General features: G+C 61.3%; 15 protein-coding genes. 4 read left to right on the top strand and 11 right to left on the bottom strand.

Annotation, left to right across the window (positions count from 1 at the left end):
• Positions 1-64 precede the first annotated feature (64 nt).
• Positions 65-1429 carry a leucyl aminopeptidase family protein gene (locus AC56QQ_RS33400; protein ID WP_497124836.1) on the bottom strand — a complete coding sequence of 455 codons (1365 nt, stop codon included), beginning with the start codon at positions 1427-1429 and terminating at the stop codon, positions 65-67.
• A gap of 125 nt (positions 1430-1554) precedes the next feature.
• On the opposite strand from AC56QQ_RS33400, the gene AC56QQ_RS33405 reads away from it, so the two are divergent.
• A complete protein-coding gene (locus AC56QQ_RS33405) occupies positions 1555-2376 on the top strand; it encodes a tetratricopeptide repeat protein (RefSeq protein WP_497124838.1) in 822 nt (273 codons plus the stop codon).
• A 91-nt stretch (positions 2377-2467) separates the two neighbouring features.
• Here the strand turns inward: AC56QQ_RS33405 and AC56QQ_RS33410 are convergent, their stop codons facing one another.
• The 9 genes from AC56QQ_RS33410 to AC56QQ_RS33450 all read right to left on the bottom strand — a co-directional run bounded on the left by AC56QQ_RS33410 (position 2468) and on the right by AC56QQ_RS33450 (position 11569).
• Positions 2468-3490 (bottom strand): type II secretion system F family protein, encoded by a 1023-nt coding sequence (locus tag AC56QQ_RS33410; RefSeq protein WP_497124839.1) that lies wholly within the window; start codon positions 3488-3490, stop codon positions 2468-2470.
• A 9-nt stretch (positions 3491-3499) separates the two neighbouring features.
• On the bottom strand, positions 3500-4513 hold the full coding sequence (locus AC56QQ_RS33415) for a type II secretion system F family protein (RefSeq protein WP_489859312.1): 1014 nt from the start codon (positions 4511-4513) through the stop codon (positions 3500-3502).
• A gap of 29 nt (positions 4514-4542) precedes the next feature.
• The gene (locus tag AC56QQ_RS33420) at positions 4543-6048 is read right to left on the bottom strand and encodes a TadA family conjugal transfer-associated ATPase (RefSeq protein ID WP_489859311.1); all 1506 of its coding nucleotides are present in this window, start codon (positions 6046-6048) and stop codon (positions 4543-4545) included.
• A 29-nt stretch (positions 6049-6077) separates the two neighbouring features.
• Positions 6078-7367 (bottom strand): CpaE/TadZ family protein, encoded by a 1290-nt coding sequence (locus AC56QQ_RS33425; protein WP_497124840.1) that lies wholly within the window; start codon positions 7365-7367, stop codon positions 6078-6080.
• A 40-nt stretch (positions 7368-7407) separates the two neighbouring features.
• A complete protein-coding gene (locus AC56QQ_RS33430; protein ID WP_497124841.1) occupies positions 7408-8139 on the bottom strand; it encodes a CpaD family pilus assembly protein in 732 nt (243 codons plus the stop codon).
• 14 nt (positions 8140-8153) lie between these two features.
• Entirely contained in the window at positions 8154-9671 is a 1518-nt protein-coding gene (locus AC56QQ_RS33435) for a type II and III secretion system protein family protein (protein ID WP_489859309.1), read from the bottom strand.
• Positions 9668-10480 carry a Flp pilus assembly protein CpaB gene (gene cpaB / locus AC56QQ_RS33440; RefSeq protein WP_489859308.1) on the bottom strand — a complete coding sequence of 271 codons (813 nt, stop codon included), beginning with the start codon at positions 10478-10480 and terminating at the stop codon, positions 9668-9670. Before cpaB ends, AC56QQ_RS33435 begins: the two co-directional genes overlap by 4 nt.
• A 213-nt stretch (positions 10481-10693) precedes the next feature.
• A complete protein-coding gene (locus tag AC56QQ_RS33445) occupies positions 10694-11212 on the bottom strand; it encodes an A24 family peptidase (protein WP_497100440.1) in 519 nt (172 codons plus the stop codon).
• Between the two features lie 180 nt (positions 11213-11392).
• Positions 11393-11569, bottom strand: a complete 177-nt coding sequence (locus tag AC56QQ_RS33450; RefSeq protein ID WP_489859307.1) for a Flp family type IVb pilin — start codon at positions 11567-11569, stop codon at positions 11393-11395.
• A 335-nt stretch (positions 11570-11904) separates the two neighbouring features.
• Here AC56QQ_RS33450 and AC56QQ_RS33455 point away from each other — a divergent pair, with 335 nt between their 5' ends.
• The 3 genes from AC56QQ_RS33455 to AC56QQ_RS33465 all read left to right on the top strand — a co-directional run bounded on the left by AC56QQ_RS33455 (position 11905) and on the right by AC56QQ_RS33465 (position 13712).
• Positions 11905-12327, top strand: coding sequence for a pilus assembly protein N-terminal domain-containing protein (locus AC56QQ_RS33455; RefSeq protein ID WP_256748916.1), 423 nt, complete (start codon positions 11905-11907; stop codon positions 12325-12327).
• Between the two features lie 136 nt (positions 12328-12463).
• Complete coding sequence (locus AC56QQ_RS33460; RefSeq protein WP_489859306.1) at positions 12464-13045, top strand: TadE/TadG family type IV pilus assembly protein; 582 nt, start codon at positions 12464-12466, stop codon at positions 13043-13045.
• Positions 13046-13091: 46 nt separating this feature from the next.
• Positions 13092-13712, top strand: a complete 621-nt coding sequence (locus tag AC56QQ_RS33465; RefSeq protein WP_489859305.1) for a TadE/TadG family type IV pilus assembly protein — start codon at positions 13092-13094, stop codon at positions 13710-13712.
• 6 nt (positions 13713-13718) lie between these two features.
• Here the strand turns inward: AC56QQ_RS33465 and AC56QQ_RS33470 are convergent, their stop codons facing one another.
• Complete coding sequence (locus AC56QQ_RS33470; protein ID WP_497124843.1) at positions 13719-14639, bottom strand: phosphate/phosphite/phosphonate ABC transporter substrate-binding protein; 921 nt, start codon at positions 14637-14639, stop codon at positions 13719-13721.
• Positions 14640-14790 lie beyond the last annotated feature (151 nt).

Here is a 14790-nt window from a genome sequence, read left to right on the forward strand (position 1 = left end):
AAGATCTTATCCGAAGGCCGTTTCCCACTTTTTGCTTCGCTGCCCCTTCGGTTCGCGATCGTGGTCAGCCATAGCGTGTCGAGATGATCCGCTCCAATGCGCGAATGCCTTGCGCCTCGCCGCCGGCAGGGCCATGCGCACGATCGGCGGGGTTCCAGGCGAAGATGTCGAAATGCGCCCAACTCGCGGTCTTCTCGACAAAGCGCTTGAGGAACAGGGCCGCGGTGATCGAGCCGGCGAAACCGTCCGTGGTGACATTGTTGATGTCGGCGATCCTCGACGACAGCTTTGCGTCGTAAGGCCGCCACAACGGCATGCGCCACAGCGGATCCTCGACCGCCAGCGATGCCGCGGCCAGCTCCGAGGCCAATGCCTCGTCACCGGTGTAGAACGGTGGCAGGTCGGGGCCGAGCGCGACACGGGCAGCTCCGGTCAGCGTCGCCATGTCGACCAGCAGCTGCGGTTCCTCCTCGTCGGCCAGCGCCAGGGCGTCCGCCAGCACCAGCCGGCCTTCGGCGTCCGTATTGCCGATCTCGACGGTGATGCCCTTGCGGCTGGTCAGCACGTCGCCGGGCCGGAAGGCGTTGCCGGCGATCGAATTCTCGACCGCGGGAATGAGCACGCGCAGCCGCACCTGGAGCCTGGCGGCCATGATCATCGAAGCCAGACCAAGCACATTGGCGGCACCGCCCATGTCCTTCTTCATCAACAGCATCCCGGTCGACGGCTTGATGTCGAGACCGCCAGTGTCGAAACAGACGCCCTTGCCGACCAGCGTCACCTTCGGCGCACTTCGCGGCCCCCATCTCATGTCGATCAAGCGCGGCGCTCCGGCCGACGCACGGCCGACGGCATGGATCATCGGGAAATTCTGCTTGAGCAGATCGTCGCCCTTGATCACGAAGACATCGGCCTTGTGCGCCCCGGCCAAGGTCCGCGCCGCCTTCTCCAGCTCTTCCGGACCCATATCGCTGGTTGGCGTGTTGACCAGATCGCGCGTCAGGAAGACGCCGTCGGCGATGCGGCGAACACGCCCCGCATCGACGCCGGTCGGCAGTTCGAAACGCAGCGCCTTGCCAGGCTTCTTGCCGTATCGGGTAAAGACATAGCCGCCGAGCGCCAACGCGATTGCCGCGAGTTCCGGCTCGGCCGATGCCGAAGCGAAATGCCAGTCGCCTTCCGGCAGGGCTTTCGACAGCGCGCCGAGAGCGAGTGCGCCCTCGCCCTCGCCGACGCCGAACAACGCACCGCCGAGCGCTCCGTGCTCACCGGGTACGGCAAGCGTTTTGCCTGCCTCGCCAGAAAAGCCATTCGCCTTGGCCCAGGCGACAGCGGATGGCGATAGGCCGGCGGTCTCCAGACCGTCCCTGGCGACTAGGTGGACCGGCAGCGCGCCCTGCATTTTCTTTTCGACGAGTTCGACAGGCATTCAATGTTCTCCGTCCGACGGGTTCCGAGTCGGCGTTCTTAACCATCCGTTAGGGTTAACAGAATATTTCTGCGGGAGGAAAGACGGCCACGCAATGGCCGCGCATGAATGGAGGCCCGGTGCCGATGCCTACCAACCGCACGATCAACGCCCCGGGAAAGCGGCTCATCACGACGGCCCTCATGCTGGCGCTCGCGGCTGGCGTTGCCGGCTGCGGAACCAGCAAGCTCACCACCGGCTCGATCGGTCGTACCAGCGGCAAGCCGCTGGAAACCATGTCAGCCGGAGAACTGCACACCGCCACCGCGTCGCTTGGCCAGTCTTATGCCAGGAACCCCAACGACAAGCGAATCGCGACAAACTTCGCCGCCGCGCTGCAGATGGACGGCGACGCCGACCAGTCGCTTGCCGTCATGCGCAAGCTGGCGATCGCCTTGCCGAAGGATCGTGACGTGCTCGCCGCCTATGGCAAGGCGCTGGCCGCCAATGGCCAGTTCGAAGCCGCGCTGGACGCCGTACGCCGCGCTCAGACGCCGGAATATCCCGACTGGAGGCTGGTGTCGGCCGAAGCAGCCATTCTCGACCAGATCGGCCAGAAGGCCGACGCCCGCCAGCTTTACCGCAAGGCGCTCGAACTCAAGCCGAACGAGCCCTCCGTGCTCTCCAATCTCGGCATGTCCTATGTGCTGGAAGGCGACCTGCGCACGGCTGAAACCTATATGCGCTCCGCCGCGCAGCAGCCCAGCGCGGATAGCCGGGTCCGTCAGAACCTGGCGCTGGTCGTTGGCCTGCAAGGCCGATTCGACGAAGCCGAGAAGATCGCCTCGCAGGAACTGTCGCCCGAACAGGCGCAGGCAAACGTCGCCTATCTGCGCCAGATGCTGGCCCAGCAAAATGCCTGGAGCCAACTCAAGGATCAGGATAAGCCCAAGTCCGCGACCAACTGAGGCGACGATCTGCAGCGACCCTGAATTAACGAAGAAGCCGCGCTGCGTTCAGCGCGGCTTCTTCGCCTTTCGTGGAGGACATGCCTTGCCGCTACTTGGCAGATGATGCCGATCCTGAATGATCGCCGAAGACGCCGCGCTGGCTGACCTGGATACCGGCAGGGCCCAGGATGATGGCGAAAAGCACTGGCAGGAAGAACAAGATCATCGGGACGGTGAGCTTTGGCGGCAGGGCAGCGGCCTTCTTCTCGGCCGCATTCATGCGCATGTCGCGGCTTTCGGCGGCAAGCACGCGCAATGCAAGCGCGACCGGCGTGCCGTAACGCTCTGCCTGAACGAGCGCTTGCGAGACCGACTTGACCGATTCCAGGCCGGTGCGGCTTGCCAGGTTCTCATAAGCCTGCTTGCGCTCCTGCAGATAGGAAAGCTCAGCGTTGGTGAGGATGAATTCTTCCGCCAGCGGCACCGATTGCGCGCCGATCTCGTCGGCGACCTTGCGCAGGGCCGCTTCCACCGACATGCCGGATTCGACGCAGATCAGCATCAGGTCGAGCGCGTCCGGCCATGCCATCTGGATCGACTGCTTGCGCTTGGTGGCACGGTTGTTGACATAGACGACCGGTGCGTAGAAGCCGCCATAGGCAACGAGGATACAAACGAAAAGCTTGATGACGAGCGGCTTGTCGGGCAAGCCGCCGAGCACGAACAGGTAGACCAGCGCCAACCCGAAGCCGACAAAAGGAAGCACGAGGCGGAAGAAAAGAAATCGCGTCAGCGGATTCTGCCCGCGAAACCCCGCCACCTTGAGCTTCTGCAAGGTGCCCTCGTCGGCCAGTGCGCGCCGCAGGTCCAGCCGGTCGACAATGTTGCGCATGCCAACCGACTGTTCCTCGCGTAGGCCCTTGCGACGGCGATCCGCCTCGACGGCAAGCCGGGCGCGCTGCTTGGCGCGCAGCTCGTCACGCTCCAGCGCAACCGATTTCATGCGCGACTTGAGCTGGTTTCCGCCAAACGCCGGCAGCAAGGTGAAGACGGTCGCAAACACCGCTACACCGACCAGCAGCGCTATCAGGAAGCTCGGATCCGTCAGGGATTTGACGACTTGGTCGGTCATGCTGACATCCTAGACATCGAAGTTCATCATCTTGCGCATCACCAGGATGCCGATCGACATCCAGACCGCCGCGCAACCAAGGATCAGATTTCCAACGCTGGTGTTGAACAGCGGCATCAGGTAGGTCGGGCTCGACAGGTAGACGAGGAACGCGACGATGAAAGGCAGCGCGCCGATGATGGCGGCGGACGCCTTCGCCTCCATCGACAGTGCCTGGACCTTGGCTTTCATTTTCTTGCGATCGCGCAGCACGCGCGAAAGATTGCCCAGAGCCTCGGAGAGATTGCCGCCAGCCTGGGACTGAATCTGGATGACGATGCCGAAGAAGCTTGCCTCCGTGCAAGGCATGGTTTCGGGCATGCGCAACGTCGCTTCGGGAATCGACAGGCCCATCTGTTGCGAATCGACGACGCGGCGAAACTCGGTCTTCACGGGCTCTGGAGATTCGCTGGCGATCAGGCGCACGGCATCGTTCAGCGGCAGTCCGGATTTGACCGCGCGCACGATGATGTCGAGCGCATTTGGAAATTCGTTGAGGAACGCCTTGACCCGTCGGGCGCGACGAAACGAGACGAACCAGCGTGGCAGGCCGAGGGCGCCGGCCAGCAGAACACCTGGCAAGAGAAACAACGGTGCTCCGGCTACAAAGGCGACAATCGTCAAAGCGAGGCCGCATATGGCGGAGTAGATATAGAAGCGCTCGACGGTGGTTTTCAGGCCGGCCTGACGGAGCAGGGCTTTCAGCGGCGGTTTCTTGACGGCGCTGTCCTTGGACTTCTGCTTCGCATCGAGCTCGTTCAGCGAATCCTGAACCGATTTGCGCCGCTTGGCGGCTTCCGCAACGCGGTCACGCGAGGCCTTGACGACGGAACGGTCCGTCTCGGCGCTCTTGATCGTTTCAAGTCGCTTGCCGACTTGTTTCTCGTTGCTGATCCGGGTGAACAGGAATGCATAGGCGACCGCGCCGGCGCTGAGGCCGGCGAGCACGACAAACGCCAGTACGGTGCCGTCAATTCCGAACATTGGCCAGAACCTTCACGCCTCCAGATGCGTCAGTCAGCGCGTTTCTCCATCGCCTCGAGCGCGATGGCGAGGCGCTGTTCCTCGCCATAGTAGCGAGCCCGCTCCCAAAAATGCGGGCGGCCGATGCCGGTCGATACATGCTCTCCCAGCAGCCTGCCATTGGCGTCCTCGCCCTTGATGTTGTACAAGATAATGTCCTGCGTGATGATGACGTCACCCTCCATTCCAATCACCTCGGTGATGTGGGTGATGCGACGCGATCCGTCGCGCAGGCGCGCCGCCTGGATGATCACGTCGATGGAGCCGACAACAATTTCGCGCACGGTCTTCTGCGGTAGCGAATAGCCGCCCATTGCAATCATGGATTCCATACGGTTGAGACATTCGCGCGGACTGTTCGAGTGGATCGTTCCCATCGAGCCGTCATGGCCGGTATTCATCGCCTGCAGAAGGTCGAACACTTCGGGTCCGCGCACTTCGCCGACGATGATGCGCTCTGGCCGCATGCGCAGGCAGTTCTTCACGAGGTCGCGCATCGTCACCTCACCCTCACCCTCGAGATTGGGTGGACGGGTTTCGAGGCGCACAACATGCGGCTGTTGCAATTGCAACTCGGCCGAGTCCTCGCAGGTGATGACGCGTTCGTCGCGATCGATATAGTTGGTCAGGCAGTTGAGCAGCGTCGTCTTGCCGGAACCGGTACCGCCCGAGATAACGATGTTGCAGCGAACACGACTGATGATCTTGAGAACCTCGGCTCCCTGCGGTGAAATGGCGCCGAACTTGACCAGCTGATCGAGCGTCAGCTTGTCCTTCTTGAACTTGCGGATGGTGAGCGCGGCGCCATCGATGGAGAGCGGCGGCGCGATGACGTTGACACGGGAGCCATCGGGAAGACGCGCGTCGCAGATCGGACTGGATTCGTCGACACGGCGGCCAACCTGGCTGACGATGCGTTGGCAGATGTTGAGAAGCTGCTGGTTGTCACGGAAGCGGATGCCGGTCTGCTCGACCTTGCCGTTGACTTCGATGTAGACGTTCTTGGATCCGTTGACCATGATGTCGGCGATGTCGTCGCGTGCAAGCAACGGCTCGAGCGGCCCATAGCCGAGCACATCGTTGCAGATGTCCTCAAGCAGCTCTTCCTGCTCGGCGATGGTCATCGCGAAATTCTTGATCGCGATGATGTCGTTGACGATGTCGCGGATTTCCTCGCGGGCGCTTTCGGGATCAAGCTTGGCGAGCTGCGACAGATCGATCGTGTCGATGAGCGCGGAGAAAACCTGGCTCTTGGTGTCGTAATAGGTTTCGCTCTTTTCGCGCTGTGCGCGCTTCGGCTCCGGCGCCAATGGCGGCGGCTCGACGGCGCGGCGGGCCGGCGGCGCGACCGGTGCGCTTGGCGGCGGAGCCGTAGGCCGGGCCAGGACCGCCGTATCCACAGAACTTGCAGCCGCCGGCGCGACAGGCGCCGGTGCTGGCTGGCGAAATTCCGGCTTGAACCGGTTTCCGTCGTCGCTGCCTCTTTTACCAAACATGATCGGCTACCGATTCCACCGCTGAAACGTCACTTCTTGTTGCGCGAGAGTTTGCCGAGCAGATTACCAAGCCCCGCTTTCTTCTTCGCCTTGATCTCACTGCGCCCGGTCAGCACATGCGCAATTTCGTTGATCATTGCGACGACCGGGTTCTTGGCATCCATTTCACCGAGCATGCGGCCGTTGTTGGCGGCATTGCCGAACAGCAGCGGATCGAAACCGATCACCGACATCGGCGACAAGCCCAGCGGCTCGGCGAAATCGGATGGCGAGATCTCCGGGCGTTTGGGGACGCCAGCCTGGTTGATGATCAGCTTCGGCGGCGGGTCGTTGGGACGAAGCCGCTTGAGCATATCGACCAGGTTCTTGGTGTTGCGCAGATTGGCGAGTTCCGGCGTCGCGGTGATGACGATCTCGTCGGCCTTGATCAGGGTGTTCTTGGCCCAGCCCGTCCAGACATGGGGAATATCGAGCACCAGGAGCGGCACGCTGCGCTGGGCGGTGTCGATGAGCTGGGCGAAGGCCTCGGGATCGAAGTCATAAACCCGTTCCAGGGTCGAAGGTGCCGCCAGCAGCGACAGGTGCTCGGCGCACTGGGTCAGCAGCCGGTCGAGATAGACTTCATCGATGCGTTCGGGTGAAAACACCGCCTCTGCGATGCCCTGAGCCGGGTCCTGATCGAAATTGATGTTGGCCGTGCCGAAAGCGAGATCGAGGTCGGCGACGACCACTTCGGATTTGAACAGCGAGGACATCGCCCAGCCGACATTGTGGGCAATCGTCGAGGAGCCGACGCCGCCCTTGGCGCCGACAAAAGCGATCGAGCGACCGAGTGGTTCGGCTTCCGGATCGACGAAAATCGACGACACCACGCTGACGATGTCGGCCATCGAAACCGGCGCGATCACATATTCGGAAATGCCATTACGGATGAGTTCGCGATAGAGGCCGACGTCGTTGTAATGACCGATCACCACCACTTTCGAGGTCGGATCGCAATATTCCGAGAGCTGGGCGAGCTGCTCCAGCAGTTGCTTCGGTTCGCTGCGCGATTCCAGCAGAATCAGGTTGGGTGTCGGCGCCGACTGGTAGAATTCGATGGCGGTGGGGACGCCCCCCATATGGACCTTGAGGTGCGCCTTCGCCATGCGGCGGTCCTCGCCGGCGCGCTCGACCGGATTGGCAACGCCCTCGGTCTCGCAGAACGCCTGGATCGAGATGCGCGGAATCGGCCGCAATGCCTGCATCGCGGCGATGTCCTGCTGCGAGGTGTCGCTGCTATCCACCGAAGCGTCGTAGGCAAGGTTGCTCATGGTCATGCTCTTTCCCGTGGCCTGTTCTTTCCGAGACTGGCGTGGCTCAGTACGTCACTTCCGAATTGCCGAGGAACTCGTCCGAAATGCCTCTCGTACGGTAGATATCGATCACCGCGCCGCGATTTTCGGCATCGATGGTGGAAGACTTCCGCGGGCCGAGCAGATCGGCCGGGTTGGCCATCTGGGCGGCAAGATTGTTCTGATAGGAGCAGCCGAAGTCGGCGTAGTGCTTGTTTTCCGACGTATCGACCAGGTCAGCGGGCCAGCGTCCGCATTTGTCGGTCTGCGCTCTCACTGCGATATAGGAGACGCGAACCGGGGCGGATGTTTCGCTTGAGCCGGCTTGATAGTAGGTCACGACAATCCGGTTGCGCTTGACGCCGGCGGCCACCGCCAGCCGGGCGAAATCGCGGCCTGCCGCCGCTGCGGCAACCTCGTTTACCGACCCGCTCGGGACCTGGATCGTCAATGTAGCAGCGGCGCTCTTGTCGTAGCCGTCAAGGAAACCCAGGAGCGTATCGCGCTGGGAGCCGGTCATGCCGCGATCACCGGCGCCGACCGGCAGGTCGATCTTCAGATTCTTCTCCGCGATCACGATCGGATGGTTCGTGCGATAGTCGTCCGGGATGGCGCCGACAGTGATGCTGTCCCTATGGGCACAGCCGGCCAGCAATGCCGCGACCGCAACCGCCAGGACTGGAACGGCTCGCCGGTGCAAACGACCGACGCGCATCGTCTTGGCGATAGCCCTTGCCTTCAATGCCGACTGGAACATGTCCGCTTCCCCGCTCACTTGTAGATGAAGCCGACAACGCCGTGGTAGCGGCCGTTGGGCTTGTCGGTTTGCATGGTGCCGTAGACACGATTGACGCGGCCAAGGAATATGCCGGCGCCATCGCTGGCAGCGTTGAAATTGTCGTCCGGTTTGGCAAGGTCGTTGCGCGCTACCGGCTTCACCAGATAAGGCGTGATGATGATGACCAGCTCGGTCTCGTTGCGTACGAAGTCCCTGCTGCGGAAGAGCGCGCCGAGCACTGGAATCTTTGTCAGTCCGGGCAACCCGTTGACCGCTTGCCTGACATCGTCGCGAACCAGGCCGGCGATCATCATGGAGCCGCCCGAGGGCAGTTCGACCGTCGTATCGGCGAGACGCTTGCGCAGCGACAGCGCGTTCATGCCGGGGCTCGTCACGCCCTCGGACAGCGACACCGACCCTTCTGTCGTCGGCTCGGAAACCGAGGTTCTGACTTTCAGGCTTATGCGGCCGGGCGACAGAACCACCGGCTGGAATTCCAGGCCGATGCCGTATTCGATCTTGTCGATGGTATAGTTCTTCAGACCGGTCTGATTGTCGGTGGATACGTTCTGGGAGACGCTGCTCACCATGTTGTATTCGCCACCAACCTTGAAGGTCGCCTTCTCCCCGGACACGGCGGTCAAGGTCGGCTCAGCCAAGGTCTTCATGACCCCCGACTGCTCCATGGCGTTGACATAGGCCTGCAGCCCCGAGGCGCCGATGTTGAAGCCTGAATTCGAGAGATGCTTGCCAAGGCCGGTGAAATTGTCACTGAGCGCGCCGTAGCTGATGCCGTTGCTGCCGCCGCTGCCGACCATGTTGACGCCGAGCTGCTTCATCACGGAGCGGCTGACTTCGGCGACCGTCACCTTCAGCGTGACCTGATCGTCGCCGATGATCTGCAACAGGTTGACGATCTTGCTGACGCGACGCTCCTGGTCGGGATTGTTGATGTCGACACCGCCCTGGGCAGAGCCGCCTGACGCCGTCTGCGAATATTGTCCCGTCGTCGCCTCACCACCCGAGACGAAGATCGTCGCCAGATCGACCGCCCGTTTCGCGTCCAGAGGCGTGTCGACCGTTCCGGTCAGGACGACGTTGTCGTTCAGCAGCTCAACCTTGATGGTCGACGTCGGAAGGAAGCGCTTGATATAATCCTCAAGGCCGGCGACATCGCGTTCGACGGCCAGGTCCAGGCTGACGATCTGTTCGCCATTCGGACCGAAGACGAAGATGTTCGTCTCGCCGACCGCCTTGCCGAACAGATAGATGCGCCTCGCGGTGCGGGTCACCGCATCGGCGACCGCCGGGTTGGCGACAAGAATGTCGTAGGCATCGCTCGGCAGGTCGATGACCACCGATTTGTTGAGGCCGAGCTTGACACGCTGGGTGGCTGTCGATGCAGTGACCTGCGCGTTCTTTGCCTCGACAACGCCTTGCACATTCGTTCCGATGAGCAGCAGGCCGAATGCCGCAGCCATGATGGACGGTAGTTTACCGCTTAGCCTCATTTCCTTGCCCCTACTTCGGAAACTTCGCCCGACTTGATCAGCCTCACCGTTCCCCTGCGGCCATTGCCGGAAACGAGATAGTCGGCCTCGTCCAGATTCTTTTCCTGGGTGTCCGAGATCGCCCGCAGCGCCAGGGTCAGGCGATCCGCCATCTGCTGGGCAACCGTGATGATCTCAGCCTGCCGCGGTGTCAGTTCCAGCGTGGCGGTCTGCCCCACTCTGGTCTTCTTGCCTTCCTCATCTTCCTGGATGGTCTGGTCAATCGCCAGGACGCGGATGTTCTTGAGGATGGTTTCGGTGTTGAAGCTGGTGCCGCCATTGCCGGCGTCAGCCTTGCGGGTCATGATGACATCGACAAAATCGTTCGGGAGAATGAAGCCGCCGGCCGACGTGTCGGCTGAGATGGCCGTGGCCACCGCCCGCATACCGGAAGGAAGGATCGACGACATGAAGCTCTGCCCCTCGCCGATCAGCTTGGAGCGGCGCAGCGGCTCCCCGGCATACATCGTCATACGGGCAACGGACCCCTTCAGCTTCTCCAATGCTTCGGGTTCGGCAGCGCGGGTGATGAAGTTCGCGTTGATGCCGTCGGCCGGCCAGGATTGCCAGGCTATGTTGTTTTCGAGTTGGTTGCCCATCGGAACATCGCCCGAAAGCACAAGTACATCTTGTAGAGCCACCGCCGGCGCCTTGGGGCCGGATTCGACGGTGACCTGCGGCGGCGGCGCCACCATGTTTTTCGCGACATAGCCAGCGCCACCCGCCGCGGCAACCGCCACGCTCAGAATAATCAATCGCGATGCTGGCATCTGTCCGAACCCTCGCCCTGGCAAACCACGTAGCCAAGCGGGACTTTGCAGCGGCAATCGTCAAAACAAGGTTAATGTAATGCTTACGATCGTGATTAATTTAAGGTTTACATAAATTAGCTGAAATGTGTGTGGACCGGGCAGGATAGCGGCCCCGACCTTGTTAAGGCCGGCTGCGGCAAAGCAGATAGTCCATGGAAATCAGGGGCGCGTTCAGGTCGCCAGCCTTGTCAGCGCCCACACCATCAAAGGCGAATCCGGATAGGTTATCAACCCGCCAAGGCCAAGCGCGATGCCATAGGGAACACCAGTCGTCTCGTCGGCGAAATGGCGCAGAAACGGGTTTCGGCCGGTAACGGTCGAAAGCGGGGATTTCCGGTAAAGGAGGACGGCGAGCGTCAGCAGGCCGCCGATGAGTGTCGAGGCCACGAGATACTCGACGAGATGCACGTTGAGGCCCATCCACACCGCGGTGGCGGCCAGCAGTTTGGCGTCGCCGCCACCCATGCCACCCATCGCGAACAGGCCGAACGTCACGGCCAGGACAAGGGCGCCGGCGGCGAAGTGCGCGCCATAGGCAGCCCACCCCATATCGGTCAGGGGGGCGACCAAAGCAAAGACGACGACGAGCAGCACCGACACGCGATTGGCGATCGTCATCGACAGCATGTCGGAGATCGCGGCAAACAGCATGCAAAACGGAAAGACGACGAAGATCAGGGCTTCAAGCATCGGCGCTATACCTATTGTCCGATTCCACGGGGTCCAATCTAGGCATCTTCAATTAACGATTGATGAGGCTCGGACCAAAAAGACGACTGGTATTGGCTGCGGCATAGAACAAGGGCCGCCATGTGGCGGCCCTTGTCCAGAACACAATCCGAGCGCCTGGGCGCTCAGCAATACGACAGATCAGCCGCCGCTGGTGTTCAAGGTGGACCCGATAGAAGTGAACTTGGCGTTGATTGCATTGCCGAGCGCGCCGGCGCCGACGATGATGGCAAGCGCGATGAGAGCGGCGATCAGACCATATTCGATAGCGGTCGCGCCGGATTCGTCCTTCACAAAACGTGCAACGAGTTTAGACATTTGAGAGCTCCTACTCCACGTGTTACAGCACTTCCGTCAACTTCTGTGATGGTTGATCGGATGCTGCCAATCTAGGGAGAAGCTCTTTCGATCGGCTTAATAAACAGCCTTACCGATTCCTTTCCCGGTTCGAACCTATTGCGTGGTTAATCCCGAGCTAAGTGCTGTCCGAACCTTCCGTTTCCCACGTCGGTGGAGCTTGCGATCCGTCCCCGACCACGTCACGCAAGTACTCATGTCAGCCAAGGCACCATCGGCAAGAGCGCCCGCTTAACAGTTGGTTCACCAATCTCGTTCATGTTCCGTTGAACAGTCCGCATGCGTGGAGCGCCTCAATGGCCGAGCCGAGATCATCAATTCTGGTTGCAGTGCTTCTTGCCGCCACGACCTTCGCCATGCCAGCCATGGCCGGCGCCGGCATCGAGGTCACGATGAACCAGGCCAAAATTGTCAAACTGTCGCGTCCCGCCGACACGATCGTGGTCGGCAACCCGGCTATCGCCGACGCTTCCGTCCAGGACGCCTCGACGATCGTGCTGACCGGCAAGGGCTTCGGCGTCACCAATCTGGTCGTACTCGATCCGGAAGGCAGCCCGATCGTCGACGAGCAGGTGACCGTCGTGCGGCAGGCCGCCTCGTCCGTGCGTATCTATCGGCGCGCCGAAATCCAGACCATGTCCTGCACGCCCTATTGCGAAAGCTCCTACAAGAGCGACGCGGAGAAATCCTCCGAAGCCGAGATGAGTGTCAGCCGATAACGTGGCGCGGCCGAATGCTCTGGTTATCAGCCGGTTAAGACGCCAACGCCGACTTTAACGATCATTCAAACCGGACTTCAATTGGTTTCCGCTAATACTCCTTCCGAGACCCTTCAGAGATCGGCAGGATCGGGACATGAGCAAGGAAATCGAGACCGCGGGCGAGCGCAAAGCGAGACACCCACGGTTTTTTGATCGCTTTATGCGCGACCGGCGCGGCAGCACGGCATTGGAATTCGCAATCCTTGCAATCCCATTCGCGCTGCTTGTCTTTGCGATTCTGGAAAGCTGCATTTCATTTGCCGGCCAGGAAGTGATGGCCAACATCACCGACGATATCGCGCGCCAGTTGCGCACCGGCCAGTTAAGGGCGGCAGACGTCGCCGGAAACAATTTGAGGGACAAGATCTGCGCAAAACTGGAGATCATCGTCTCCCAGGATTGTCCCAATCAGCTGCTGGTGGATCTTCGCCAATATACGACGTTCGCCGACGCGGCCTTGGCTGGCTTCAAGATCCAGAACAACGACGTCGTGCTGACCCAGGGCTCCGCCACACAGTCCTTCACTGTTGCGCCGGGTCCGGCGGAATCGAGGAACATGCTGCGGGTCTTTTACAAATGGCCGATCATGACCGATCTGTTGGCCCAGTCGATGGGCGGTAACAAGACGCTGCATTTCGCATCGGTGACTTGGCAGAATGAACCGTTCGGCAGCTAAGGTCGTGGCGGATGCACGTACTGCAAAAGAAAAAAGGGTAATGGGCATGATGCGTGCGGGGGCACATCCGGGGATTACAGGAACCTGGCGGAAGGCGATCCGGTTCTGGTCCGATCGCCGTGGCATCGCGGCGGTCGAATTCGCCTTGATCATGCCTATCCTGCTGATCATGTATTTCATCACCATGGAGGCGTCCCAGGCCATCGAGACCAGCAAGAAGGTCAGTCGTGTCGGCAGCATGGTGGCTGATCTCGTCACGCAGCAGACGACCATCGTCAAGGCGGATGTCGACGCCATCATGAAGATCGGCACCGTCACCCTTCAGCCCTACACCCGCTCGACGCCGAGCATCACGATCACGGCAATACAAGTTACGACCGATGCAACGCCGAAGGTGCTGGTGGTATGGTCACGCAAGCTGGTCAATGGCGTCACCGGCGTCGGCGCTGCCGCGAACTCGACCACGACGGTCCCGGCAACGCTCAAGGTCGCCGGCACATTCCTCATCCGCGTCGAAAGCAATCTCGACTACAAGCCGGTCATCACCTGGTCGTCGGGCAGTCAGCAGCAGCTTGGGTTGACCTCGGCTTTCAATGCCATATCGATGGGCGAAACCTACTATCTGCGTCCCCGCAGAAGCGTGACGATCCCTTGCGGCGACTGCTGACGGTCTTTATCGCCGCGAGCCGCCATCCGAGACCAGACGCACGATGGCTTGCGCCATCTCGTAGTCTTTGGCGGCGGCGGCGGTGAAGCCACCGGAATGCTTCGATTCCAGAAGATCGTAGACGTCCGGCGTCATCGACTTGAGGTTGGTGAGGAACACGGTAAGCCGGCGCTTCGCTTCCGGGTCGAGATCACTGCGGACGGCATGGGGACCGTATCTCAAGAGGCCCGACATCCACACAACCTGAAGTGCCGTTGCTGAAAGCCCTGCCGCTTCGAACCTCGCCTGCGTGCCCGATGCTTCCGGCTGGCCGTCGGCAGCGGCCGTCACCCAGCCGAACAAGGCATCGGCCTTGCCATCGACCAGCATCGTTTCCGCTGCCTCGGCCGAATCGGCATGGACCAGAAATGGTGCATCTTCCGGGACTTTGCGGCCTTCCGCGGCCAACGCCGCCAGCGGCAGGAGAGAACCGCCGACGCTGCTCGAAGGCGCCATGGCGATACGATGGTTCTCCATTGCCGCCAGATCAGGCAGCTTGCCGTCCAGCGTCAGCAGAACGGAGCGGATGCCGATCGCGCCGTCGGAATCAACCGGAGCCACAAGTGGCTCGACACATCCGCAGCGCTGCGAGGCCGTCGCATAGGCAGTCGCCGAATAGATCGCATATTCGATGCGGGCATTGGCCTGCGCCTCGATCAGAGCGCCATAGTCGCGGGCGACGACAAACTCGACCTTCATGCCCAAGGCCTTGGTGTAGGCATCGGTCAACAGCGCCAGTCCCGGAACGGTGTTGCCGGCGCCGGGTTCGGCGACGATGCCTATGCGAAATATGCCGATATCTTCGCGCCAGCCGGCCCGCGCCGGACCAGACCAGACCACGCCCTGCGCGACCATGAGGGCAGCACACGCCTTCAGGGCAGCTTTCATGACAAGACGGCGTCTGTCATGACAAGACGGTCGTCTGTCATGACAAGCCGGCCCTCTGTTTTCTTCGATCCATGTCGTCCCATGCCCGGCGTGTCGCGACACTATAGTCTTCTCTATTGTGCATGTCGTTGTCCCAAAACCGCTGGGCACT

The sequence above is a fragment of the Mesorhizobium sp. RCAM 05099 genome (genome assembly GCF_059683685.1).